Raw genomic sequence first — 24,332 nt, 5'->3', positions numbered from 1 at the left:
TCACGCATAGGCGGGCTCGATCGTGCTGCCCAGCAGCTCGACCGAGCGCAGGCGCGCCGGATAGTTTTGCAGCGGCGAATCGATGACGAATTCCTCGATGCCATAGCGCCGGCTCAACTCGTCGAGCTGCTCGCGCACGTCCTCGGCGGTGCCCTTGACGACATGCGGATGCCGTTCCTCGATGCGATAGCCGCTCGCGCCCGCTTGCCGTGCATAGTCCTCGGCGGCCTCGGCTGTCGCGAGATTCACGCTCTGGCCTGTGGCCAGCTCCAGTCTGAAGATACGCAACGGCCCGGTCAGCCGCTCGGCTTCATCGCGCGTCGCCGCGGCCACCGCGTAGAGCGCGAGCAATGGCGCGCGTCCGCTGGCATCGCGGTAGGTCTGCACCGTGCGCTCGATATTCGCCTCGTCGCCATTGAAGTGCCCGGCGTAACAGAATTGCCAGCCATGCCGCGCCGCGAGCGCCGCGCTGTCCGGACTGCCGCCGAGCAGAATGCGCTGGGCCGGCACGGGCGGATTCGGCATCGCAATTGCGCCCGCGAGAGGATGGTCCGGCTCGACGCCTTCATCGAGAAACGCGTCGAGCTGCGCGAGTTGCGTCTCGAAGCCGGGCCGGTTGCCCTTGTCATGCAGCCATTGCAGCGCTCTCGTCGTCTGCGGCAGACCGCCGGGCGCTTTGCCGATACCGAGATCGACACGTCCGGGCGCGAGCGCCGCGAGCACCTTGAACGACTCGGCCACCTTGAACGGGCTGTAGTGCTGCAGCATCACGCCGCCCGAGCCAACGCGAATGCGCGAGGTATGCGCGAGCACATGAGAAACGACGATCTCGGGCGCGGAACTCGCGAGGCCCGGCGAGCCGTGATGCTCCGCGATCCAGAAGCGTTTGAAGCCGAGCGCTTCGGCGCGCTTCGCGAGCGACACCGTGAAGCGCAGCGCCTCGGCCGCGCTCGCGCCGGGCGCGATCGGGCTTTTGTCCAGCAACGAAAGCGAAAAAGTCATGGGTTTTGAGGTGGGCGATGGAAAGACGGGAAGCGCTGCCTGACTCAGGATTTCGGCAATCCCGGCGGATTGGTCGCGGCCTTCTCGATCGCTTCGGAGCCGAGATTCCAGCGCTCGAGCACCGCGCGATACTGGCCTTTGGCGATCAGATCGTTCAGCGCGATGGTCAGCGGATTGGCGAGTCCGCTGCCCTTGCGTGTCGTTACCGCGAGCTCGGCGGTGCGCGGCCAGCCGCCGCTCACGGTGCCCACCTGGCGCGTCTTGCCCCGGGTAGCCGCGTCGTAGAGCAGCGCGGCATTGACGCTGAAGATCGCGTCGGCGCGTCCCGATTGCAGCGCGACGAATTTGACCGCATCGTCGTCGTAGTACTGCACCTCGATCGGCTTCAGTCCATGCGCGACGTTCTGCCTGTCCCATTCGAGCAGGATCTTTTCCTGATTCGTGCCCGCGTCGGTAATCACGCGCAGCCCCGCAACATCCTTCGGTTCCCTGATCGATTTGATCGGGCTGTCGGTCCTCACGAAAAAGCCGAGCTGATCGCGCCGATAGGTCGAGAAATCGAATTTTTCCTTGCGCTCCTCCGTCACGGTCACGTTGGAAATCACCGCGTCGACCTTGCCGGAAGCCAGTGCGAGCGGCCAGTCCGGCCACGCGAGTATCACGACGTTGAGCTTGCGGCCAAGACTGTCCGCGACGAGTTGCGCGAGATCGGGATCGAAGCCGACCACGGTCTTCGCATCGGTCGCGTAGGTGCTGATGGGCGGATGCGCGGGCACGATGCCGATGGTTAGCGCATCCTTCGCCACGAACGGAAAGTTCGCGGGCACCGCCTTCGTTGCAGCCGCATCCTGCTCGGCGCGAGCACGCCCGTGCTGCTCGGGACTCAGATCGAAACCCGTCGCGCCGAGCGCGTTGCCGCTGACATACAGCAGCACGCCCGTCATGGCAGCCAATACGAGCGACGACAATTGCAAACCTGGTTTCATGACTTGTCCGTTGTAATGTGAGGAGATGAGTAGCGATCAGCGGATCGCGAGATCGGCGTCTTTCGCCCGCAGGTCTTCGAGCGTGCCGGTCCTGTGCGGATCGAGCAGATCTTTGCCGAAGCGCAGGTGTACATGCACCTCGGGTGGCAACGCGGTATCGAACAGCGTCGCGTAGCCGGTGCGCTCGTAGAGCGCCCATGCTTCCGGCTGCTTGAAGCCGGTGGTCAGATAGATGCGCGTATAGCCCTGGCCGAGCGCGCGCAATTCCAGTTCCTGCACGATCTGTTTCGCGAGTCCCTGGCGGCGCAGATCGTCGCGTGTCCAGATGCGTTTGAGTTCGGCCGTGCGTGCGTCGTATCGCTTGAAGGCGCCGCCGCCGACGGTCTCGCCGTCGCGGATCAGCAGAATGAACGCGCCTTGCGGCGGGGCAAACAGCTCGGCGGGATAACGCGCCATCTCCTGCGCCGCGGCCGCGCCGCCGTCCTTGCGATAGTCTTCGTAGCGTGTTGCGTATTCATGCAGCAGCGCGTCGAGCAAGGGCTGTGCGCGCGGATCGAGTGGCGTGGTGTCAACGACGAGAGTGCTCATGAACGATCGACCACAAGGTCGGCGGATAGTCAGGAGCTCATACGATAGCGCCCAGCCGCGTTGCCGCTAACCAAGCAATTTCGCTATCGTTATCTCGCCTGGAGATGGTCTGCGATCGTCGCAAGACGCGCTGCAATCGCGCACGCAGCCGCCAATATCACGGCGTGATGCATGCCCGGGCGGATACGCGGAAAGTGCCGCCGGTCAACCTCAGGTTCGCACTTCTTCGGCGAGGTGAAAGAGACAATCGCCCCGCTTCACGAGCGCGGGCACCCGCTTGCAGACCACTTCGCCGTCGCTCTGGAAATGACAGGTCACGGGCTCCTTGAGCGGCGTGTCGGGAAAATGGATGCGCGCCGCGGGTTGTCCCGCGACGACCCGTTCGCCGAGTTCGACAAGCGGTTCGTAGAGCCCGTTGTCATAGGCATAAACATAGTGACGCGCACCCGCGACGCGCAGAAAGCGCGTCGTGGCTGGCGGCGCGGCGGGCACGAGCGGACCGCTCAATACGCCGATAGCGCCGAGGAAATGCAACAGGCCCTGGCGGGCTTCGCGCAGCAGCGCCGCATCGACGGTTCCGCCGCCGCCCAGCTCCGTCGTGATCGACAACGCGCGTTGCCGGCGCGCCGCCGTCGCCGCATGCACGGGGTTTTCCGCATGCAGGTACGCGTTCGGCAATCCGAACGCGCGCAAGGCCGCCGTGAGCCGTTGCTTCTCTTCGTCGTCGCGCGGATCGATCGCGAGCATGTTGTTGCCGCGATAAAGCAGCGAGCTCCCACCGGAATGAAGATCCACGAGATAGTCCGCGCGCGCGAGCAGCACATGCTCGATGTAATGCGCGATGACCTGGGTGGGAGAACCTTGCGGATCGCCTGGAAAGGCGCGGTTGAGATTGCCGCCGTCGATCGGCGAGGTGCGCAAGCCCGCCTCCGCCGCTGGAGCGTTCGCGGTGGGCAATAGAATCAGCTGGCCGGTAATATGCGCTGCCTCGATTTCGCGGATCAATGCCGAGACGAGAATCTGCCCTTCATATTCGTCGCCGTGATTGCCGGCCATGATGAGCACGACCGGACCCGTGCCGTTGCGTATCGAAGCGATCGGGATAGGCAGCCAACCGTAGGCCGAGCGATGCACCGAATGCGGCAAGCGCAGATAGCCGGCATGCTTGCCCGAGGCATCCAGATCTATTTCGCTGCGGATAGGACTGCCCGGCGGGTTGCTCGGCGTGACGATCGGGTTCATTGCGTCGTTCGGAGAAATGACAAGCTGGTTTGCGCGGGCGCCTCAACTTGAGACCGCCGTTTCAGCAGCCGCGTCGCACCGTACTGCAGTATCGAACAAAGCAGCAGATAGACGACCCCGACGAAAAGGAAAATCTGCACCGGATACACCATCAGGCGATTATTGACCTGATTCGCGAGAAACGTAAACTCGGGCACACCGACGATATAGGCAAGCGAGGTGTCCTTTACCAGCGTCACCCATTGATTGATGAACGACGGCATCATGATCCGTATCGCCTGCGGCAGTTGCACATGGCGCAAGGCTTGCCAGCGCGTCATCCCGAGCGACAGCGCCGCCTGAGCCTGCCCCGCGCCGACGGCCGCAATGCCCGCCTGCACCGAATGGGACAGATACGCGCCGCCAATTAGCGCAAGCGCGCAGATCACGGTCGCGAGGCCTGGCACGTCGATATGCAACAGCATCGGCATCAGGAAGAAGGTCCAGAAAATCAGCATCAGTACGGGAATCGCTCGGAAGAAGCCGACTATCGCGGTGAGCAGGAGATGCGCCGCGCCGCGCGTCATCGACAACGCGATCCCGCCCGCGAGGCCGATCGCGGCCGACAGCAGCGCCGATGCGATGGACATCACCACCGTCAACGCCACACCGCCGAGCGGTCCCTGCGGAAACGTGCCGAGCAGCAGATAACGCAATGTGGGCAGCCATTCGAGCGCGCTCGTGAATGTGTTCATGAGTGTGCTCATGAGTGCCCTCCTTGCCACGCTCGCGCGCCATGACGTTTCCAGACCAGCAACGCCGCTTCGAGCGACGCGATGATCGCGATATAGAGCACCGTCGCCGCGCCGAACGCCTGGAAGGTCTTGAAGGTCTCGGTGTCGATCTGACGCGACACGTACGACAGTTCCGCGAGACCGATCGTCATGGTCAGTGAGGAGTTCTTGACGAGGTTCATGTACTGCCCCGCAAGCGGCGGCGTAGCGATGCGAATCGCCTGCGGCAGGATCACGTAGCGGAATGCGGCGAGCGGCGCCAGCCCGAGCGCGGCGGCGGCCTGATGCTGCGTGTCCTTCACGCCGCGCATGCCCGCGCGAAATTCCTCGCCGATGAACGCGGTCGTATAGCACGTGAGCCCCACCCAGCCCGCGACGAATTCGAACGGCGGCCATGCGAGTGTCCAGCCCCGCAGCGAAAACGTGTGAGAGGCATTGAGCCATTCCATCACGTGCTGCGGCAACAGCGTCGCCGCGCCGAAATACCAGAACAGCAGTTGCACGAGCAATGGCGAATTGCGAAACGCCAATACATAGAGTGCCGCAACACGCGCGATTACCGCGTTGCGCGCATCGCGCGCCAGCGCCAGCACGAAGCCGAGCAGCGTCGCCGCAAGGCCCGCGCAGGCCGATAAAACCAGCGTCAACAGAAAGCCGTGCGCGATCCATGCGAGGTACTTCGGTTCCAGCCAGCCGTCCATTCTGTCCTTCTCATCCAACGCCTTCGTTGCTCGAAGAAAACTTCGAAGAAAACCGGCCCGCCGTGTTTTCACAGGGCAGGCCGGCGGCAAAGCAATCGATCAGCTCTTCTGCGGATCACCGATTCTGAACAGACGCGGCAGCGGCGCGCGGCTGTCCGGCCCGAACCAGTGGTCGTAGATCTTCGCCGCGCTGCCGTCCGCTTCGAGTCCCTTGAGCGTATCGTCGACGACACTCAAAAGACGCGTTTCGCCTTTCGGCACACCGACGCCTTCATAGTCGTTCGAGATCGTGAACGGCGAGATCTCGTAGTTCGCCTTGTCGGGCACGTTCGCGAGCAGCGCGACGAGCTTCGGGCCGTCCTGCGTGATCGCCTGCACGTTGCCGGCGCGCAGCGCGGCGAACGCGAACGGCGTGTCGTCATACGCGACGATGGTGGCGCCCGGGAATTGCGCGCGCACCTGCTGCTCGTTCGTGGTGCCCTTGTCGGCGCCCACACGCAGACTGTTCAGTTGCTGCGGCGTCTTCAGCACGCCCTTCTTCGCGATGAACTGTGTGCCCGAAGCGAAATACGGCGTGCTGAAATCGACTTCCTTCCTGCGCTCGTCGGTGATCGTGAAGTTCGCGAACACGAGATCGACTTTGCCGGACTTCAGAAACGCAATGCGGTTCGCTGGGTTCGTCGGCTGGATTTCGAGCTTCACGCCGAGCTTGTCGGCAACGGCGCGCGCATAGTCGACATCGAGCCCGACGATCTGGTTGCTCTTCGGATCGACGAAGCCGAATGGCGCGTTGCTGTCGAAGGTCGCGACGCGCAGGACGCCCGCCTTTCTGATGTCGTCGAGACGATCGGCGTGAGCCACGCCGGAAAGCGCGAGCAGCAACCCCATGACTGCTGCGCCAAGGTATTTGATCTTCATGGTTGGGCCTTTCTATTGGATGTTTGCGTGACGGGGCCGTGCAGACGCCGTGCACGACCGCGAGGCGCGACTGTAGCAACGCGCGTCACGATGGCGAACCAAGAAATCGTCAGGAGCTAAGCGGTGAACGTGATATGCGGTGCGCGAGCCGCCAGAGCGCGGCGCGGACGCGTTTGCGGGTAACGCGCAGCCTCTCCCGGAAGACATCGGGCACGAACCGCGCGACGAGCAGCAGCAACGCGAAGAGCGCGGGCACCCAGCGCAAATCGGTCGGCACCGGTTCGCGATGGGCGAAGCGTGGCTCGCGCATCGCCTCGCCCAATGAAGTCACGCTCCAGAGGCGGCGATAGTCGAGACCTGTCTGCCCGGCGACGAACGCCAGATACTGGCCGCGCAACTCGGACAGCTCCTCGTGCGTTTCCGCCTGCACGGCGGAGCCTGGTGTAGCAGGCACCTGGATCACGTCGTCGGCCTGCCAGTAGCCGATCCGGTTGCCATCGGCGTCGCTCTTCGGAATGGCCGCTGGCTGATCGCCGCCCACGCCGATCAGCCAGCCCCGGATTCGCGCGGCATTGATGTCCGGCATCAACGCGCGCGACGGCGACACGGGCGGCGCCTCCTGCCCATCGGTGACAAATACGATGGCCGAGTTCTCGCCGACGTCCCGCGCCACGCGCACGGCCGAATAAACGCCGCCTTCGGCAATACGGCTCCAGTTGGTCCAGCGCATGCGCCCGTCGATGCCGTCGAGCGACACGAGCAGTGCGTCGTAGTTCGCGCACACCTCGACGGGCGGCAGCAGCAGCAAGGTCCGCTGCCCTGTGAACACGCTCCAGCCCACCTTCGAGCCGCAAGGCAGGCGGCCGAGCGCGTCGCGCATCGCGGCCTGCGCGAACTTCAGACGGCTTACCGGTTCGCCGTTCAGGCTGACGTCCTCGACATCCATGCTTTGCGTGATGTCGAACGTCACGATGTAGCTGAACGTATTGCGTGGCAGCGTCACGTCCGGCATCGCGACCGCCGCGATCAACGCGACGAGTGCGAGCGGCGTCAACGCATGGCGCAGTCTCGCGAAGCCGCGCTCGCCGGTCGCGCCGCTCATGGTAAGTCCTGGCTCTGCGGGTCTCGCAGTTTGATGTTGTGCTGCTCTTTCACATCGGGCGTATCGAGCGCGGACGGTGTTTCAGGCGCAAGCCAGAGCGCGCGCTCGAGGTTGTAGCGCGCATCCCAATCGTCGGGGGCCGCGCGCAGCAGTATCCGGTAGCGCGCCTTCGCCTCGCCGATCATCGCGAGCGAGCGGGCCGCGTGCGCGCCACCCTCTCCACTGCCTTCGCGCAAGTACATGTTGCCGAGGTCGAACAGCGCCGTGCGGCCAAACTCGTCGAGTTGGCCCTCGTGGATCAGGCCGTTGTAGAGCCGCGCTGCCTCGTCGTAGGCGCCCGCTTTCGAGAGCGCCGTTGCGCGTGCCAGTTGAACCTGCGGCGGGTCGTCGCCGGTACGGTCCTCGTGCGTGCCGGTGGTCTTTGCGTTGGCTGCGTTGCTCGCGTTGGTTCCATTCGCCGCTGCCGCGATCGCCTGATTGACCTGCCCGGCGTGCTGAAGCCGCACCCAGCCCGACACGGCCCAGGCGGCGCAGCAGATCGCGACCGTGCCGAACGCGGCGTGAATCAGTGCGCGCCTCATGCCCAACTCCGGACCTGAAACATGCGCAGCGCCATCAGCACTGCCGCGCAGAACAACGCAACGGCGAAGCAGTACGGACTCAGGTCCTGCCTCGGCAAATGCTCGATGAACGTCGTCGACGCGTTCTGCTGCCGGTTGATCTCGGCGATGGCCGCCATCATCGCCTTCGCGTCTTCCGCCTGAAACAGCCGGTAAGGCGTCCTGAGCGTCAGAAAATAGCGATGCAGCTCCGCTTCGGCCGACACTTCGCCTGCGGGCAGCGTGGCGTTCAGATCGGGGCTATAAACGCTGCTGCGCAGGTAGATGAAGTAAAGCGCGATCCGGTTGCGCTGCAGACCCGCCTGAATGCGCCGCCGCACCGTCTCGTCGAGCCGCGCTCCGCCATCGGAGACGAGCACGATCGCGCGGCGTCCCGACGAAGGCCGGCCCTCGAACTGGCCGATCGCGGCCAGCATGCCGCGGTCGAGCTGCGTGTCCGGCATGCCGCGGCCGATCGCCGTGGCGGCGACCGCCGCCTCGATCACGCGATGGTCGTACGTGAACGGCATCGCCAGCACAGGGCTGGAGCCGAACATCATGAACGCGAGCCGGTCGTTGGGCCGTTGCGCGACGAAGCTCGTCAACGAGGCGCGCGCCACCTTGTTCTTCGACTCGCCGCGCGGCGACTCGACGCCCTTGCTGCCCATCGGCTCGTCCATGCTCTGGCTGCGGTCCATCAGGATCAGGATCTGCGCGCCGCTGCCGGTGCGCACCACCTGCAGTTGCGAGCGCCCCGGCCCGGCGAGCCCGACGACGATCGCCGCGATCGCCAGCACGCCGCTGCCGCGCGCGAGCCAGCCGGCCCAGCGTCCGACGCGATCGACCGGCAGCCAGGCGACGCTCGGAAACACCAGCGTGTCGCTGCGCCGCGGCAGCAAGGGCAGCACGGCGAGCGGCAGCAAGACCAGCAGCCAGGGAAAGGCGAGATCGAGAGCCATGGTCATCGCTGATGGCGCCGTTCGGCCCGATACAGCGCGCGGCATAACGCCTGTAGCGGAAACTCGGCGGCGTGCGGCGCGGGCTTGAAAAAGCGCTCGGACGACACCTGATAGAAGTGTTCGAGTTGCGCGTGCAGCGGTTGCAGATACGGCGCGCGCGCGAACAGTCCGGACAGCGAACCCGCGTGCACGACCTGACCAGCCGTTTCGTCGAGCGCCTGATGCAGACAGAACCACGCGTCGCTCGACGCGGCTTGCGCATCCTGAAGCCGTTGCATCCGCCGCCATGCGCGCGCGAACGGCAGCCGCGCCGACTCGCGCCGATTGCGCCATCCCCACCAGAGCGCCCACGCGAGCAGCGTGGCGAGCAATAGACCGAGTGCCCACGCGATCTGGCGGCGCAACCCGGCCGTCGCCAGCAACGGCGCCTCGCGATCGGGCCGCAACGGCAGCAGATCGCCTGCTGCGAACGGGGTCGGCGGGGTCAGCGGGCCGATGCTCGCGGGCCATTCGGCCACCTGCAATTGCGTGCCGGTGGCCGACGTCAGCGTCAACGCAGGCAACGCAATCTGCGTGAGCGTCTGCGGCGCGTTGACGACCTGATACGCGATCACCATCCACGTGCGGCCGTCCGCGTCGGTTTCGAGCGACACGGGCCGGCGTTCGAGCCAGACGCCGGTGCGGCCGACCGAAGGCGCCGCAACCGCGCCGACGTCCTGACCGTTGGCCTGGAGCAGTACGCGCTGCGTCAGCACGTCGCCGAGCACGTAACCGAATGCGCGCGGCTCCTGAACGATCGCGGTCACGGTGGCGGCGGCGTGGCTGCTGGCTGGGTAGACGGCGCAAATGGCACAAGCGGCGCACACGGCACACAGTGCGCTCAGCGGCGACGCGATCAGCGCATGCCTCGCCACGGCATGCGTGAGGCCGCGCCGGAGCCCGCACGCTCTCATGCCGTCATCTCCAGAAAATATCGCGACATCGCCTCCGGATCGAACGCGCCTTCGACATAAAACGGCCGGATGCCGCGCGCGCCGAACACGTCAGCCAGCTCCTCACGACGGCGCGCGACACCCTCGCGCCAGCGCTCGCGCATGCCGCCGCGCAGCCACACGCGGCGCTCCTCGCCCGACTCGGCATCGTTGACGGCCAAGAGCGGCGCGTGGCGCGGCGGCGAAATCTCCGCCTCGTCCCACACGACCATCGGCACCACGCACGCATGAACGAGCATGTCGAGCACGGGCGGCATCTGCGTGAGCGGCCAATGGAAGTCGGACACAACGAACACGAGCGCCTGACGGCCGGCGAGGCGCGCCGCGCAGCGCCGCAGTCCTTCGATCGCGCCGCGTCCGGCTTCGTGGCTCGCACACCCGCGCAACATCGCCGCGAGCAGATTGCCCGTGCCGCGGCCATTGCGCGCTGGCATGAAGAGATCGTCGCGCTCGCTTGCGTCGAAGGCCAGCATGCCGAGCCGATCGCCGACCCGAAACGCGCTGTAGCCGAGCGCTTCGACAAAATCGGCGGCGACCTGCAGCTTGGTCTGGCGCGTGCCGAACTGCATCGACGCCGACACGTCGACGATCACCACCACCTGCACCGCCACACGCTGCAGATGAACCCGCACGAGCCACTCCGAGCGCGCCGCGCGCAGGCTCGCGCGCAGATCGAGGCGGCGCGGATCGGGATAGTCGAACAGGCGCCCGTGCATCGCGAATTGCTGGCCGGAGCCGAAGCTCGCCCCCGGATGCGAACCGGGCCGCGCGCCGCCCGCGCGCACCGGCAAACGGTAGTGGAATTCTGCTGTGCCGTTCATTTCATGGTTCGACAGGGTTCAGGGCGCGCAAGTGTTCAGCGAGCGTTCATCGGGGCACGGCAAGCTTCGCCATGATCTGCGCGATCAGCGCCTCGGCCAGTTCCTGGCGGCGCAATTCATAGATCGGCGTGAAGAACACGCGATGACCGAGCGCGGGCATCAGCACTTCGTGGATGTCTTCAGGAATCAGATGTTCGCGCCCTGCGAGCCAGGCGACCACGCGCGCCGCCCGCAACAGCGCGCTCATGCCGCGCGGGCTCGCGCCCGCGAGAATCAGTTGCTGCATGTCGACGCCGTCGAGCGTGATGCCGAAACGCAGCGGCGTTTCCGTGGCCTGCCAGATGTCGAGCACATAGCGCTCGATCGTTGCGCTCGCCTGCACGCCCTGCTGGATCGCCGCGCCGATGGCGTTCAACTGTTGCCACGGCACGATGGCCGGCGTCAGTTGCGCGAGCAGCCGGTCGACGTCATGGAACGCCGTGTCGAAGACGAGCGCGCGCCGCGCGTCCGGGTCGGCGGGCGTGGGCATGTTCAGCTCGAACAGGAAGCGGTCGCGCGCCGCCGAGGCCAGCTCGAAGGTCTCTTCTTTCTCGACCTTGTTGCGGTCGGCGAACACGGTCATGTGCGGGAAACGGTACTCGCGGCCGAAGGCCATGACCGAGCGCTCGGCCATCGCGCGCAGCAACAGCGACTGCACCTGCGGACGCGCGCGATTGATCTCGTTGAAGAAGAATGTGGTCAATTGCTCGCCGTGGCGCAGCAGCGGGCCGGGTTCGATACGCGGCTTGCCGTCGGCATCGACATAGGTGTGATAGATGAGGTCGCCCGGCATCAGATCGATGGTGCCTTCGACACGCTCGAACTCTCCGCCGACCACGCGCGCAAACGCCCGCAACACGGTGGTCTTGCCGACACCGACGCCGCCTTCGAGCAACACGTGGCCCCGGGCGAACAGCGCGACGTTGATGAGCCTCAGGGTCTGCTGCTGGCCGATAACGACCCTGGCGACTTCGTTTTCGATCTGCTGTGCGTGAGCACGCCAGTCCTGAAGCTGTTCGCCAGAACTCATCGCTGCGATCTCCGCCTTGTGGTTGGTGTACTTGTCGGCATCCGCTCAAGCAGGGTTCGTGCCGGTCGCGCGAACGCGCGGTGCTCGGTTGGCCGCCTGCTGATAGTTGTCAGCCTGTCACGATATCCGGGGACACACTGTGCCATCGGCCGCGACCCGGGGCAGTGCCTCGCGCGGCTCACGTCCGTCATCGCTGCGCGCCGGCCGGCGGCTTCGCGAACGGTCTCGCGAATTCCGCGTACTCATGTTCGAGGTGAGCCGCCGCATGCTCGAGCAGAAACTGGCGAAACATCATGCTGGTCGGCGAAAGCTGCTTCGAACGAAGATGCACGACCTGCCACGTGCGCTCGATCGGCGTGCCGTTCACGTCGAGCAGCGCGATCTCGCCGGTGCGCAGCTCCAGCAGCAGCGTATGCAGCGAGATCAGACTCACGCCCATGCCCGCCATCACCGCCTGCTTGATCGTTTCGTTGCTGCCGAGCGTGATGATCTTCGCGGGCGTGAACAGATGCTGCCGGAACATCGTCTCGGCGGCCATGCGCGTACCCGAGCCCGGTTCGCGCAACAGGAACGTATCGCCGCGCAGCTCCTGCAGATCGAAGCGGCGTGCGCCGCACAGCGGATGATCGAGCGGCGCGATCACCACCTGGGGATGGCTCGCGAGCGGCTCGGCCGTCGTGTCGAGTTCCGGCGGCGGGCGGCCCATGATCGCGAGGTCGATCGCGTTGTCCTGCAAAAGCCGCAACAGCGCATCGCGATTGCCGACCGAGAAGTGCACGTCGACCTTCGGGTACAGACGCGAATAGAGCGCCAGCAGTTTCGGCGCGAAGTAGGTCGCCGAACTGACGATGCCCACGTTGATCGAGCCGCTGTCGGCCTGCTTGAGCGACATCATGGCATCTTCGGCATCCTTGATTTCGCCGAGGATGCGGCTCGCGTGATGCGTGAGCATCTCGCCCGCTTCGGTGAGCGTGAGCTTGCGCGCGATGCGCTCGAACAGACGCAGGCCGACCGCGTCTTCGAGCTGATGAATCTGCATCGACACGGCGGGCTGGGTCAGATGCAGTTCCTCGGCCGCGCGCGCGAAACTCGTGTAGCGGCTCGCCACGACGAAGATCTGCAACTGCCGCAGGGTCAGCGTGCGAATGAAATTCAGCTTGACCCGGTTCGTCGCGAAGCGCGCGCTCTCCATATGAACTAGCCGCTTTGCTGGCCGAAGGCATCGAGCGCACGCGCGGAATAGACGAGCGCTGCGCCCGCGTTCAACGCGATCGCCACCGACAGCGCCTCCGCCACCTCTTCGCGGCTCGCCCCCGCCTTCGCGGCGGCGGCGCTATGCACCGCGATGCAGCCGTCGCAACGGGTCGTGACGGCGACCGCGAGCGAGATCAGCTCGCGCGTTTTCGCATCGAGCTTGCCGCCTTTGGCAGCGGCGCTATCGAGCGCGTGGAAGCCAGCGAGCGTGGCCTGCGCGGCCGTGCCGAGTTGGCCGATGGCGCCCATCAGTTTCGGTGTGTAGTCCTTGGTATCGATCAGCATGTCGGTGCTCCGTGCGAAAGTTAAACGGTGGTGGTGGAACGGTGCCGTACATCCGGTGCCCTACGCCCTCAACGGCTCGCCCTCGGCGCGTTGGACGGCTTCGCGGGTGCGTTCGCGGGCGGCGGCAACTTGTGCAGCACGGACTGGAAGCTCAGCGTCTCCGTGTGCACCGGATGAGCGAAATCGTTGTTCGGACCCGGCACGTCGGTGCGAATCTGCACGAGCTGCCCGGGCACGTCGTCGGCGAGCAGGAAGGTGTAGCGCTTGCCGGTGTATTGCGCAAAGCGCTCCGCATTCGGATCGTTCAGATAAGGTTGCACGACGATGCGCCGCGCGCTGACGGACTTGCCGCCGATCTCGCTCGGCACGGTCTCGATGCGCGGACCCGCGGCGAGCGCGAGGCGCAGGCGCTGCTGGAAATAGCGGCGCTGGCCGCCTGTGAGGCCCTGCATCTGCGCGATGTCGTGCTCGAGAAAATAGATGATCGCCGGATTGCACTGCAGCCCGCCGATCGGCAACGCCACGTTGCCGCTATGGTCCGATACCTGGGCGTCGCCCTTCGCGTTGTCCGCGCTCACCACCAGCACCTTGACGGTGTCGGCGCTATGCGACGGCTGCTCGGATTCGATCAGCGCGTAATCGAGCTCGGTCTGCGCGGCGACACCGTGCAGATGATCGGTCAGAAAGATCAGCCGTTCCGCCGGCGTGATGTCGTCGCTGCCCGGCGCGCCCGCCGCGCGCGCGGCAGCCGGCATCACGCAGACAGCGCACAGCGCGCACGTCAGCCACATCTTCGCGGCCGCAAGCGCGCGCGGCCACCCGCGCCGTGTCCGCGCCGTCACTGCGACGCGTCGGCCGCCTTGGGCCCCGGCGCATCGACCGGCTTGAGCATCGGCACCTGGTAGGTGGCGAGGATACTGTCGATCTTGTCGTGATTCGCGCCGATCCATTGATCCACCTTGTCTTTCCATGCCTTCTCACCGTAACGCACGCCCATCGAGATCGTATAGTCGAAGCGGATGCCGGGCCCGGCGGGGAACGGCACGAGCCTGACCGAATCGCCACCGCGCTTCGCGAAGTAACCTGCGATCGGCCCCCACAGGAACACGACGTCGACGTTGCCCGCGTGCAGATCCTGCTCGATCATCTGCCCAGGATACTCCGCAGGATCGCCGCTTTGCACGCGATACGAGACGGCCTGATCGATCAGGTTATGGGCGAGCAGCCAGTCCACCGCGGGTGTCTGCGTGAAGATGCCGAAGCGCAGTTTGTGCAGCACGTCGGGCGGCAGCTTGAGCAGATCGTCGGGCGTCTTGATGCTCGCGAACTCGGGACGGTTCGGCACCACCATCGCGTAGGTCGAACGCAGATACGGCTGTGTCGTCGAGGTCATGTCATAGCCCTTCGGCACACCGATGATCAGGTCGCACTTGTAGCGCTCGCTGCCCTCTTCCTTCTCGCGCAACGTGTGGCGCACGAAGCCCATGCGCTGCGGGAAATAGGTGTATTCGAGCTTGTAGCCGAAATCGCTCGCCATCTGGCTCGCGATGCGGTTCTCGTAGCCCTCGCCCTTGTTGTTCGACAAGGGCATGTTGTTCGGGTCCGCGCACACTCTGAGCACGCCGTCCGCGCCGTCGTTGTTGGGCAGCGCCGGACCGTCCGCCCTGACCGCGGCACTCGCGAGCGCCGCGCAACACAGCGCGCCTGCGATGATGGTGACCTGCGCGGACACGCTTCTCTTATGACGCATCGTGAGCCTCCGGAAGAATGACGGCGCCGGGTTTATTTAGCGTCGATGGCCTGCAGATCGCCCGGCTTGATCTGTCCATCGGAGCGCCCTTTCAGATAGGCATACAGGTTTTCCCAGTTCTTCTGCATCATCTGGCTCGAACTGAAATCGGGCATGCCCTTGGCGATCCGTCCGCCGAACACCGTGCGATGAAACTCGTCCTTGTCCAGCGTCTTGAACGCATCGATCAGCGACGGCCCGACCATGCCCTGCTGCTGCGCGCCATGGCAGCGTTCGCAAGCGAGCGCGCGCCAGGTCTTCCAGCCCATCAGCGTATTGCTGTCGACCTTGTTGCCGTCTACCACCTTGTACGCGACCTGCGCAATCGAGGGGTTGTTCTGCGCGTATCCGACGGGTATCAGGACGAGTGCTGCGGGCACTGCCGCGAGCAACAGGATTGAACGGCCTTTCATGCACATGTCTCCTTTATCGATGGAAGCGAGGGCTTTCGCTGCCGCTCCGGCTCCCATCCCATGCAAGATGCTTGCTCGAGATGAGCGCGCCCCGGTGCGTTTCCTGAACGCATCCGCAAACAAACGGGCGCGCGGGGTGATACGTTGGTCCTGCGAAGCTGACGAGTCGGCCGGCGCCCAGATACGGGAGAGGCGCCGGCCGCTGCGCTCAATCAGCTCTTTTCGCTCGGAATCGCGAACACGAACAGCGTGCCGCCCAGCGCGGTGTACTTCGCCAGTTCACGATAGCCGCCGACCGCACCGAGACCTTCGTTCGACTTTTCCAGACCGGCCGCCATGCCGATGCCGGCCCAGCCGCCGATGCCCGAGTACACGCCGACGTACTGCTTGCCCTGATACTCATAAGTAAAGACGTTGCCGATGATTCCCGACGGCGTCTTGAAGCGCCACAGTTCCTTGCCGTCCTTGATGCGCACGGCCTTCAGGTAGCCCTCGAGCGTGCCGTAGAACGCGATGCCGCCCGCGGTGGCAAGCACGCCCGACCACACCGAGAACTTCTCCGGCTTCGAGTAGACGATCTTGCCCTTGCTCGCATCCCACGCGATGAAGTTACCCATCGCGTTGTTCTCGTTCGGGCCCGGGTACATCGACAGCGTGGCGCCGACATAAGGCTGGCCCGACACGTAGTCGACCTCGAACGGCTCGTAGTCCATGCAGACGTGGTTGGTCGGCACGAGGAAGAGGTTCGAGTTCGGATCGAACGCGGCCGGCTGCTGGTCTTTCGAGCCGAGCGCGGCCGGGCAGATGCCCTTCACGTTGTGATCGGAACCAGCTGCCTGGGTCGAGTACGCCGCGTTGCGGATCGGCAGGCCGGTGTGCAGATCGACACGATCGGCCCAGTTCACCGCCGGGTCGTACTTCTGCGCGACCAGCAGTTGTCCGGTTACGCGATTCAAGGTGTAACCGAAGCCGTTGCGGTCGAAGTGAACGATCGCGGGCACCTTCTTGCCGTCGATGGTCAGATCCGACAGGATCATTTCGTTGACGCCGTCATAATCCCATTCGTCGTGCGGCGTCATCTGGTAGACCCATTTCGCCATGCCGGTATTCAGGTCGCGCGCGAAAATCGACATCGACCATTTGTTGTCGCCCGGACGTTGCGTCGGGTTCCACGTGCCCGGATTGCCGGTACCGTAGTAGACAAGGTTGAGTTTCGGATCCCACGCATACCAGCCCCACGTGGTCCCGCCGCCGAGCTTCCACTGATCGCCCTTCCACGACTTCAGCGACGAGTCCGCGCCCACCGGCACCATCTTGCCGTCGGTGTACGTCATCGTCTTTTGCGGGTCGAGCAGCATCTCGTTGTCGGGGCCCGTGCTATAGGCGGTCCAGGCCGGCTTGCCGGTCTTGATGTCGTAAGCGATGAGCCGCCCGCGCACGCCGAACTCGCCGCCCGAGATGCCGGTCAGCACCTTGTCGCCGAATACGTGCGGCGCGTTGGTGTTGGTTTCACCCGCTTTCGGATTGCCGTTCTGCGCGGTCCAGACCACGTCGCCCGTCTTGGCGTTCAGCGCGACGAGCTTGGTGTCGGCCTGTTGCAGGAAGATCTTGCCGTCACCGTAAGCGAGGCCGCGGTTCACGGTGTCGCAACACATCACGGAGACGACCTGGTCGTCCTGCTTCGGTTGGTACTGCCAGAGGAAGGTCTGATCCTTCAGGTTGATCGCAATGACCTTGTTGGGAAACGGCGAGTGGATATACATCGTGTCGCCGATCACGAGCGGCGAGCCTTCATGGCCGCGCAGCACGCCAGTCGACATGGTCCATGCGACCTGCAGCTTGCCGACGTTGTTCTCGTTGATCTGTTTGAGCGGGCTATAGCGATGATTCGCGTAATCGCCCGCCTGGGCCGCCCAGTTGGCGGGATTTTTCATCAGTCCGTCGAGCTGCGAATCAGCCTGTGCAGCCAGAGAGCTAAAGGCTGCCGATGCGAGGATCGCGAGCCCAAGAACCACAGTGCGTAAGTTCATGTCTCCTCCAGAATTGTCCTGCTGTTCAACTCACGAATGACCCACGCTACCTCGTCGCATCGTTCGCGCCTTCTCGAGTACAGGTAACGATCAAACGCCCTATCCCGATTCGATGTCGGGCTTCGCAGCGCATGAAGGGCCAACGCATATTCCATGCCGGAAACGCGGCGGCGGCCTCCGGCATGCCGCCCGCGAGCCCGGCCGCGCAGCGCGCGCGTCGCATCGCGGCCGTTGCGCGCCGCGCGTTCGCCGTCGCGCCGAGGCAACCCTGAGGTGGTTGCGTCACGGAAAGCGGCACATACTGTGTCACATCCGTGATACGCAACGTGTCCTTTGCGAAGCGTGCGGCCGAGGAGCAACAGTCATGGCAAAGACAGAACGGGTCTATTCCGACGACGAGGTCCAGCAGCGCCTCGTCGGTCCGCTCGAGCACTGGTATCTCGAGGACGGCTGGCTGCGGCGCAAGTACCGGACCGAAGGCTGGAAAGGAACGCTGATGGTGGTCAATACGGTGGGCCATCTCGCGGAAGCCGCCTGGCACCATCCGGATCTGACGGTCTCCTATGCATTCGTGACCGTGAAGCTCAAGACACATAGCGCGAAGGGCATCACCGACAAGGACTTCGCGCTCGCCACGAAAGTCGAATCGGTGATCCACTGGCAGCCCGGTCTCGAAGGCGGGCCGCTCGAAGGCACGCCGTCCGACGATCAGCGCTTCCGCTACATCAAGTACGACGCGCCGAAATCGGCGTAAGGCGGTTGACGCGCGCCTCGCCCCCCCCCCCCCCCCCCCCCCCCCCCCCCCCCCCCCGCCCCCCCCCCCCCCCCCCCCCCCCCCCCCCCCCCCCCCCCGCCCCCGGGTGCAACAGCGCGTGACACAGTGCACCTTCGGCGTCACATAGCGTCCATGCGCACGCGGGACAGCGCTGCGCGCAGCGCGTCTCATGCCGGGTTCCGGCAGTCCGGTCCAGCGCCCCGATCCGGCAACGCGGCCTTTCCGCGCGCCTGGTACGGCTTCTGCTTGAAGTCGCCCGGCGCACCGCCGCGATAATCCGCGCCGTATTCACGGACGCCCTTTCGCCGGAACCGGAACCCTGTCCCGCGCACGCCAGGGATACCTAAGGACACTCGAGATGCCGCTTCAGCTTCGCCGCCTCCAGCCGGGCACGGCCGTCACGATCGATGCCCCCGCGCGTCTGCATCTGGGTTTTCTCGACCCGAACGCGTCGCTCGGACGCGCGTTCGGCAGCCTCGGCCTCGTCATCGACACGCAGGGCACGCGGCTCGAAGCACGTCTCGCCGAGCGTGAACGGATCGACGGCACGGTGAGCGACGCCGAGCACGAGCGGATCGCGCTGTGTCTCGCGCGGCTGCAAGCCGCTTACGGACCGGCGACGCTTGCCATCGACGTCGTGCATGCGCCGCGTCCTCACACCGGCCTCGGCTCCGGCACGCAACTGGCGCTGGCCGTGGGCACGGCGTTCGCACGCCTCGTCGGCCAGCCGGCGACGAGCGCCGAACTTGCCAGCCTGCTCGGGCGCGGAGCCCGCTCCGGCATCGGCATTCTCGGCTTCGATTCGGGCGGCCTGCTGCTCGACGGCGGCCCGGCCGGCGGTTTGCACCAGAGTGTGCCGCCCTTGCTCGCGCGCCAGCCGTTTCCCGAGCAATGGCGCGTGCTGCTCGTGAGCGACAACGCCCGCGAGGGTCTGCACGGCGCGCAGGAGCGCCGCGCCCTCGGCTCGCTAACGCCGTTTCCGCAGCGGCTCGCCGCGCACCTGTGCCATCTCGTGCTGATGCAGATTCTGCCGGGCGTCGCCGAGCACAACTTCGCGCCGTTCGCGCACGGCCTCACCGAGATGCAGCAGACCATCGGCGAATATTTCGCGAGCGCGCAAGGCGGCGTGTTCGCGAGCCCCGACGTCGAGCACGTGTTGCGCGCGGTCGCGGCCGAACGAACCGCCGGCATCGGCCAGACCTCGTGGGGGCCGACCGGCTTCGCGATCGTCGCGAGCGCGCGCGAGGCCGACAGTGTGCTCGTCACCGCGCGCGAAGCGGCGCGCGGCATGCCGCATATCGAATGCAGCGTCGTCGCGGGACGCAACAGCGGCGCGGCGATTCGCAGCGCCGAGACGCGCGCGCCGCGCATCGACGCCGCCTGATGCTGATCGATGCCTATCCATGCCGCTCGATACTGATCGACGCCGCTCGGTGCCACCCGATATCGCACCATGCCGCAAGCCGTCCCGGTCTGTGCGCCCGGCCGCTGCCGGCGCCGCCGGTCCGGCCCACGGCATGCGCGACGCAAGACCTGGCGAGGCCCACGCGCTCCCGCCGGGTCTTGCGTCGCGCCGTCCACGAGATTGCCACTGAAACGAGCCCCTGCCATGTCAGAAACCATTGAAAGGCCCTATATCCTGCACATGTTCACGGCCACGCCGCAGATGAGTCCGTTCGACGTCAACATGGCCGCCGACGCGGGCTACCAGGTCATCGTCCCGTATTGCAACGTCGAAGCCGGCATGGTCACGAACCTGACTCAGGACGCGATCTTTTCCCGCGGCCCCAAAGGCGTGTCGCGCACCGGCATCTTCATCGGCGGACGCGACGTGATGCAGGCCGCCGATATGCTCGACACCGCGCGCCGCGCCATGGTCCCGCCGTTCGAAGTCTCGGTGTTCGCCGATCCGAGCGGCTCGTACACGACAGCCGCCGCGCTCGTCGCGCTGGTCGAGCGGCATCTCGGCAAGCAGCACGGCATGGAACTCGGCGGCAAGCGCGTGCTGATTCTCGGCGGGACCGGCGCGGTCGGGCGCATCGCGGCGGCCATCGCCGCCTCGCGCGGCGCCGACGTGACAATCGCGAGCCACCACGATCGCGCCCGCGCGCTCGGCGCCGCGGCCGAACTCAACCAGCGCTTCGGCATCGTCACCAACGGCATCAGCACCGCCACGCCGGGCGAATTGCGCGGCGCCCTCGCCGAGGCGGAGATCGTGCTCGCCACCGCTGTCGCGGGCGTTCAGGTGATCGGCAGCGACGATCTCGCGCATGCGAAGCGGCTGCTCGTCGCCGCGGACGTCAACGCGGTGCCCCCGGAAGGCATTGCCGGCGTCAACGTGATGAACGACGGCAAGCCGATCGACGGTGTGCCGAATGCGGGCGCGGTCGGCATCGGCGCGCTGGCGATCGGCAACGTCAAGTATCAGGTCGAGCATCGCCTCTTCATGCGCATGCGCACCGGCGGCAAGCCGGTCTACCTCGGCTTTGCGCAAGCGTACGACGAGGCCCGCGCGGTCGCGGCCGGTCTCGGCTGAGCGCGGCCGTCATGAAGCCGCGCTGGCCGCTCGCGCACGCGCCGTTCGTCGCGGTCGCGGGACTGTCCGCGCGCCTGCTCGCGCAGTCCGCGACACGCGCGGGGCTGCGCGTCGCCGCGCTCGATATCTTCGGCGACCGCGACACGCGCGAGGCCGCCGGGTTCTGGTTCGATATCGGTGGCGGCAGCGGCGCGCTTGCGGTCGATCGCGCGCGGCTCGTCGACGCGCTCGCGCGGGTCGCGCGTCTGCCGCATCTCGTCGGCTGGGTCGGCGGCAGCGGGCTCGAACCCTTGATGGCGCAACTGTGCGGCGAACCCGGTTTGCCGCGCTTTCTCGGCAACGACGCCGCAGCGATCGCGGCGGTGCGCGAGCCGCGGCGCTTCTTCGCGCTGCTCGACGAGTTGCGCATCCCGCATCCCGATGTGTCGTTCGAGCGGCCCGCCTCGGCCGAGAGCTGGCTGCTCAAGCTCGCGGACGGCTGCGGCGGCACGCACATCCAACCGGCCGCGGCGCTCGACGCAGTGTTCGATGCGGCGCCCGATGCGGTGCCCAGCGTGGTGCCCGACGCAGAACCCCATGCAGTTCCCGACACAGTGCCTAACACCGCGCTCGCATCCGCGCCGGGCTATTTCCAGCGCATCGGCCACGGCCGGCCGCTGTCGGCGCTCTTCATCGGCGCGGAAGGCCGCGCGCACCTGATCGGTTTCGCCGAGCAGCTTACCTGCGCGATCGGCGATCGAGACTTCGTGCATGCCGGGTCGATCGGCCCGATCGAGATGCCGCCGCCCGCCGCCGCGCGCATCGAGGCAGCCCTCGACGCCCTGTGTGCGCGCACGGGTCTCGTCGGCATCAATAGCTGCGACTTTCTGTTCGACGGCGCCGCGTTCGACGTGCTCGAAATCAACGCGCGCCCTTCGTCGACGATGACGCTCTACGAAACCGCCTCGCCCGATGCCTGGCCGCGCGGACTGCTCGCGTGCCACCTCGACGCGTGCCGCTTCGGCCGCCCGCCGCCGAGCGCGAGCCTCGCGCTCGCGCGTCGGCCGCGCGCGTGCGCCGGCCAGCAGGTGCTGTTCGCGCCCGCGCCGTTCACCGTCTCAGAGGCCTTTTCCGACGCCTGTCTGCGCGACCCTCAGTGCCGCGACGTGCCGATGCCCGGCACGCGCATCGAGGCGGGGCAACCCGTCTGCACGCTGCTCGTGCGCGTGACGCCAGCGGGCGCGGTGCAGCACGTGCGCGCCGCGCTCGATGCGCAGCGTGCGCGCGTCGTCCAACGAATCGAAACCTGCAATGAACCCGACTATGCCTTCATCCACTCCCACTCCTGAGACGTCCGGGCACGCAACCGCGCCCGCAGTTGCACCCGCAGTTGCGCCCGCAGTTGCGCCGAGCGTCAACGCGCTGAGCGAGCGCCTCGTCGCCCGGCTCGTCGACAATGCGGCGCGCCTCGGTGTCGCCATCACGCACACGGACGCCGGCACGGTCATCGCGGACGCCGGTGTCGACGCGCGCGGCAGCATCGAAGCCGGCGTGCTGATCGCGCGCATCTGCATGGGCGGACTCGGGCGCGTCGCGCTGCGCGCGAGCTTCGAGCCCGCGCCGCTCTGGCCCACGATGATCGAGGTCAGCACGTCGTCGCCCGTGCTGGCCTGCCTCGGCAGCCAGTACGCGGGGTGGAGTCTTGCGGCGACCAAGGAACAGACTGGCGGCAAGAAGTTCTTCTCGCTCGGCTCCGGTCCCGCGCGCGCGCTGGCCGTCAAGGAACCGCTCTTCGATGAACTCGGCTATCGCGACCAGCACGAACGCGGCGTGCTGGTGCTCGAAGTCGACCGCCTGCCGCCGCAGATCGTGATCGACAAGGTGCTGCACGATTGCGGCCTCGCGCCGGAGCAACTGACGCTCATCGTCACGCCGACACACTCTGTCGCGGGAACGGTACAGGTCGTGGCGCGCGTCGTCGAAGTTGCATTGCACAAGGTGCACGTGCTCGGCGTGCCGCTCGATGAGATCGTGGAAGGCACGGGCTCGGCCCCGTTGCCGCCGCCCGCGCCGGACGGCATTCAGGCGATGGGCCGCACCAACGACGCGATCCTTTACGGCGGCCGCGTGCATCTGACCGTGCGCCACGACGAAGTCGCGCGGAGCCTCGTCGAGCGCTTGCCCGCCGCCACCTCGCGCGATTACGGACGGCCGTTCGCGGAGATCTTCACGTCGTTCAACTTCGACTTTTACCAGATCGATCCCGCGCTGTTCGCGCCCGCCGAAGTCTGGGTGAGCAGTCTCGAAAGCGGCGCGACCTATCATGGCGGCCGGCTCGACGGCGGCTTGCTGCACAGCCAGTGGGGCGGCGAGTCCGTGGCGCCATGATGCTCACGCGAAACGGCGCGAAGACCGGGGTGGAACCGGAGGCGCATTCGACCGCCCAGCCACGCCCCGCGCACGCGGGCCTGCGCATCGCGATCATGACCGACGAAACCGGCTGGCACACCGCCCGGCTGAAAAAAGCGTTCCGCGCCCGCGGCGCCGAAGCGCGTTGCGTCGACCTCGCCGATTGCCGGATCGACACCACGTGGCAACCGCACGGGCTCGCGCTGCCCGGCTTCGGCCGCACGCTGCCGGACGCGGTGTTCGTGCGCGGCATCGCGGGAGGCACCTTCGAGCAGGTGACGTTGCGGCTCGGCATCCTGCACGCGCTGCGCGAATCGGGCGTGCCGGTCTACAACGATGCGCGCGCGATCGAGCGCAGCGTCGACAAGTCGATGACGAGCTTCCTGCTGCATCGCGCAGGCGTGCCGACGCCGGCCACCTGGGCCACTGAATCGGCGGCGTTCGCGCAGCGCGTATTGATGCGCGAAGCAGCCGCCGGCCGCCAGGTCGTGCTCAAGCCGCTGTTCGGCTCGCAGGGCCACGGGCTCAAGCGGCTCGGCGCGCGCCGTGGCGTGCTCGCGCCGTTGCCGTCGCTCGCGCGCTATCAGCAGGTCGCTTATCTGCAGCGCTACGTCACCGGTGAGCGGCCCGGTTTCGACTGGCGCGTGCTCGTGATCGGCGGCCGGGCAGTCGCGGCGATGCGGCGCGTCGGCGGCAAGGGCTGGATTCACAACTTCGCGCAAGGCGCGGTATGCGAGCCAGCCGAACTCGATGCGCCGCTCGCGCAAACGGCCGTGCTGGCTGCCGCCGCGCTCGGGCTCGACTATGCCGGCGTGGATCTGATCCCCGATCCCGACGATGCCGCGCGTCCGCTCGTGCTGGAAGTCAACGGCGTGGCAGCGTGGCGCGGCTTGCAGTCGGTCACGCCGCTCGACATCGCGACGGCGCTCGCCGACGATCTGCTCGATCGCAAGCTTGCTGCTACGCCGCGGCAGGCGGGTGAGCAAGCAGCGGGGAGCGCAGTGGCCGGGCTGCCGGGCGACGTGAGAGAGAGGCTTGCATGAGCGTGCTGCCTGAGGGGCGCGCGGGAGAACCCCGCATGAGCCCGTTGCCTGAACGACGCGCATGGGG

At 66.5% G+C, this 24,332-nt stretch carries 25 protein-coding genes; 6 read left to right on the top strand and 19 right to left on the bottom strand.

The features are described 5' to 3' along the window. From B9Z01_RS29175 to B9Z01_RS29085, 19 genes are all read right to left on the bottom strand, one after another. Nucleotides 1–1,002, bottom strand: a complete 1,002-nt coding sequence (locus B9Z01_RS29175; protein WP_085489032.1) for an LLM class flavin-dependent oxidoreductase — start codon at nucleotides 1,000–1,002, stop codon at nucleotides 1–3. Between the two features lie 44 nt (nucleotides 1,003–1,046). Further along, the gene (locus B9Z01_RS29170; RefSeq protein ID WP_244196192.1) at nucleotides 1,047–1,946 is read right to left on the bottom strand and encodes an ABC transporter substrate-binding protein; all 900 of its coding nucleotides are present in this window, start codon (nucleotides 1,944–1,946) and stop codon (nucleotides 1,047–1,049) included. A gap of 78 nt (nucleotides 1,947–2,024) precedes the next feature. Next, complete coding sequence (locus tag B9Z01_RS29165; RefSeq protein ID WP_085489030.1) at nucleotides 2,025–2,576, bottom strand: GNAT family N-acetyltransferase; 552 nt, start codon at nucleotides 2,574–2,576, stop codon at nucleotides 2,025–2,027. 210 nt (nucleotides 2,577–2,786) lie between these two features. After that, nucleotides 2,787–3,818, bottom strand: coding sequence for a succinylglutamate desuccinylase/aspartoacylase family protein (locus tag B9Z01_RS29160; protein WP_085489029.1), 1,032 nt, complete (start codon nucleotides 3,816–3,818; stop codon nucleotides 2,787–2,789). After that, nucleotides 3,815–4,564, bottom strand: a complete 750-nt coding sequence (locus tag B9Z01_RS29155) for an amino acid ABC transporter permease (protein WP_244196187.1) — start codon at nucleotides 4,562–4,564, stop codon at nucleotides 3,815–3,817. Before B9Z01_RS29155 ends, B9Z01_RS29160 begins: the two co-directional genes overlap by 4 nt. Next, a complete protein-coding gene (locus B9Z01_RS29150) occupies nucleotides 4,561–5,292 on the bottom strand; it encodes an amino acid ABC transporter permease (RefSeq protein ID WP_085489028.1) in 732 nt (243 codons plus the stop codon). The genes B9Z01_RS29155 and B9Z01_RS29150 overlap by 4 nt, the downstream gene beginning before the upstream one ends. A gap of 99 nt (nucleotides 5,293–5,391) precedes the next feature. After that, a complete protein-coding gene (locus B9Z01_RS29145) occupies nucleotides 5,392–6,210 on the bottom strand; it encodes an ABC transporter substrate-binding protein (protein WP_085489027.1) in 819 nt (272 codons plus the stop codon). Nucleotides 6,211–6,319: 109 nt separating this feature from the next. Then, nucleotides 6,320–7,312, bottom strand: a complete 993-nt coding sequence (locus B9Z01_RS29140; protein ID WP_085489026.1) for a vWA domain-containing protein — start codon at nucleotides 7,310–7,312, stop codon at nucleotides 6,320–6,322. Beyond that, complete coding sequence (locus B9Z01_RS29135; protein ID WP_085489025.1) at nucleotides 7,309–7,893, bottom strand: tetratricopeptide repeat protein; 585 nt, start codon at nucleotides 7,891–7,893, stop codon at nucleotides 7,309–7,311. The genes B9Z01_RS29140 and B9Z01_RS29135 overlap by 4 nt, the downstream gene beginning before the upstream one ends. Next, nucleotides 7,890–8,876 carry a vWA domain-containing protein gene (locus tag B9Z01_RS29130; RefSeq protein ID WP_085489024.1) on the bottom strand — a complete coding sequence of 329 codons (987 nt, stop codon included), beginning with the start codon at nucleotides 8,874–8,876 and terminating at the stop codon, nucleotides 7,890–7,892. Before B9Z01_RS29130 ends, B9Z01_RS29135 begins: the two co-directional genes overlap by 4 nt. Then, the gene (locus B9Z01_RS29125; RefSeq protein WP_085489023.1) at nucleotides 8,873–9,823 is read right to left on the bottom strand and encodes a calcium incorporation protein MxaA; all 951 of its coding nucleotides are present in this window, start codon (nucleotides 9,821–9,823) and stop codon (nucleotides 8,873–8,875) included. The genes B9Z01_RS29130 and B9Z01_RS29125 overlap by 4 nt, the downstream gene beginning before the upstream one ends. After that, nucleotides 9,820–10,683: a DUF58 domain-containing protein gene (locus B9Z01_RS29120; RefSeq protein WP_085489022.1), complete on the bottom strand. Its 864-nt coding sequence runs from the start codon at nucleotides 10,681–10,683 to the stop codon at nucleotides 9,820–9,822. Before B9Z01_RS29120 ends, B9Z01_RS29125 begins: the two co-directional genes overlap by 4 nt. Nucleotides 10,684–10,729: 46 nt before the next feature. Then, nucleotides 10,730–11,752, bottom strand: a complete 1,023-nt coding sequence (locus tag B9Z01_RS29115) for an AAA family ATPase (protein WP_085489021.1) — start codon at nucleotides 11,750–11,752, stop codon at nucleotides 10,730–10,732. Nucleotides 11,753–11,939: 187 nt separating this feature from the next. Next, nucleotides 11,940–12,944 carry a LysR family transcriptional regulator gene (locus B9Z01_RS29110; protein WP_085489020.1) on the bottom strand — a complete coding sequence of 335 codons (1,005 nt, stop codon included), beginning with the start codon at nucleotides 12,942–12,944 and terminating at the stop codon, nucleotides 11,940–11,942. 5 nt (nucleotides 12,945–12,949) lie between these two features. After that, nucleotides 12,950–13,255, bottom strand: a complete 306-nt coding sequence (locus B9Z01_RS29105; protein WP_244196191.1) for a carboxymuconolactone decarboxylase family protein — start codon at nucleotides 13,253–13,255, stop codon at nucleotides 12,950–12,952. A 104-nt stretch (nucleotides 13,256–13,359) separates the two neighbouring features. Beyond that, nucleotides 13,360–14,082, bottom strand: coding sequence for a hypothetical protein (locus tag B9Z01_RS29100; RefSeq protein WP_085489097.1), 723 nt, complete (start codon nucleotides 14,080–14,082; stop codon nucleotides 13,360–13,362). 47 nt (nucleotides 14,083–14,129) lie between these two features. Beyond that, a complete protein-coding gene (locus tag B9Z01_RS29095; RefSeq protein ID WP_085489019.1) occupies nucleotides 14,130–15,041 on the bottom strand; it encodes a substrate-binding domain-containing protein in 912 nt (303 codons plus the stop codon). 32 nt (nucleotides 15,042–15,073) lie between these two features. Further along, on the bottom strand, nucleotides 15,074–15,493 hold the full coding sequence (locus B9Z01_RS29090) for a c-type cytochrome (RefSeq protein WP_085489018.1): 420 nt from the start codon (nucleotides 15,491–15,493) through the stop codon (nucleotides 15,074–15,076). Between the two features lie 212 nt (nucleotides 15,494–15,705). Then, nucleotides 15,706–17,523, bottom strand: a complete 1,818-nt coding sequence (locus tag B9Z01_RS29085; protein ID WP_085489017.1) for a methanol/ethanol family PQQ-dependent dehydrogenase — start codon at nucleotides 17,521–17,523, stop codon at nucleotides 15,706–15,708. Nucleotides 17,524–17,887: 364 nt separating this feature from the next. On the opposite strand from B9Z01_RS29085, the gene B9Z01_RS29080 reads away from it, so the two are divergent. The 6 genes from B9Z01_RS29080 (at nucleotide 17,888) to B9Z01_RS29055 (ending at nucleotide 24,265) form a co-directional block, all read left to right on the top strand. After that, nucleotides 17,888–18,277, top strand: coding sequence for a 4a-hydroxytetrahydrobiopterin dehydratase (locus B9Z01_RS29080; RefSeq protein ID WP_085489016.1), 390 nt, complete (start codon nucleotides 17,888–17,890; stop codon nucleotides 18,275–18,277). 379 nt (nucleotides 18,278–18,656) lie between these two features. Further along, complete coding sequence (locus B9Z01_RS29075) at nucleotides 18,657–19,682, top strand: beta-ribofuranosylaminobenzene 5'-phosphate synthase family protein (RefSeq protein ID WP_085489015.1); 1,026 nt, start codon at nucleotides 18,657–18,659, stop codon at nucleotides 19,680–19,682. Nucleotides 19,683–19,907: 225 nt separating this feature from the next. Continuing rightward, nucleotides 19,908–20,834 carry an NAD(P)-dependent methylenetetrahydromethanopterin dehydrogenase gene (locus tag B9Z01_RS29070; protein ID WP_085489014.1) on the top strand — a complete coding sequence of 309 codons (927 nt, stop codon included), beginning with the start codon at nucleotides 19,908–19,910 and terminating at the stop codon, nucleotides 20,832–20,834. A gap of 11 nt (nucleotides 20,835–20,845) precedes the next feature. After that, complete coding sequence (locus B9Z01_RS29065; protein ID WP_085489013.1) at nucleotides 20,846–22,162, top strand: ATP-grasp domain-containing protein; 1,317 nt, start codon at nucleotides 20,846–20,848, stop codon at nucleotides 22,160–22,162. After that, nucleotides 22,137–23,201: a methenyltetrahydromethanopterin cyclohydrolase gene (gene mch, locus B9Z01_RS29060; protein WP_085489012.1), complete on the top strand. Its 1,065-nt coding sequence runs from the start codon at nucleotides 22,137–22,139 to the stop codon at nucleotides 23,199–23,201. Before B9Z01_RS29065 ends, mch begins: the two co-directional genes overlap by 26 nt. Next, nucleotides 23,198–24,265 (top strand): ATP-grasp domain-containing protein, encoded by a 1,068-nt coding sequence (locus B9Z01_RS29055; RefSeq protein WP_275937531.1) that lies wholly within the window; start codon nucleotides 23,198–23,200, stop codon nucleotides 24,263–24,265. The genes mch and B9Z01_RS29055 overlap by 4 nt, the downstream gene beginning before the upstream one ends. The last annotated feature ends 67 nt before the right edge of the window (nucleotides 24,266–24,332 follow it).

This window comes from Paraburkholderia susongensis, assembly GCF_900177725.1.
Classification (GTDB): Bacteria; Pseudomonadota; Gammaproteobacteria; order Burkholderiales; family Burkholderiaceae; genus Paraburkholderia; species Paraburkholderia susongensis.
The sequence above is the reverse complement of the archived record's forward strand: the minus strand, read 5'-3'. Positions and strand labels throughout refer to the sequence as shown.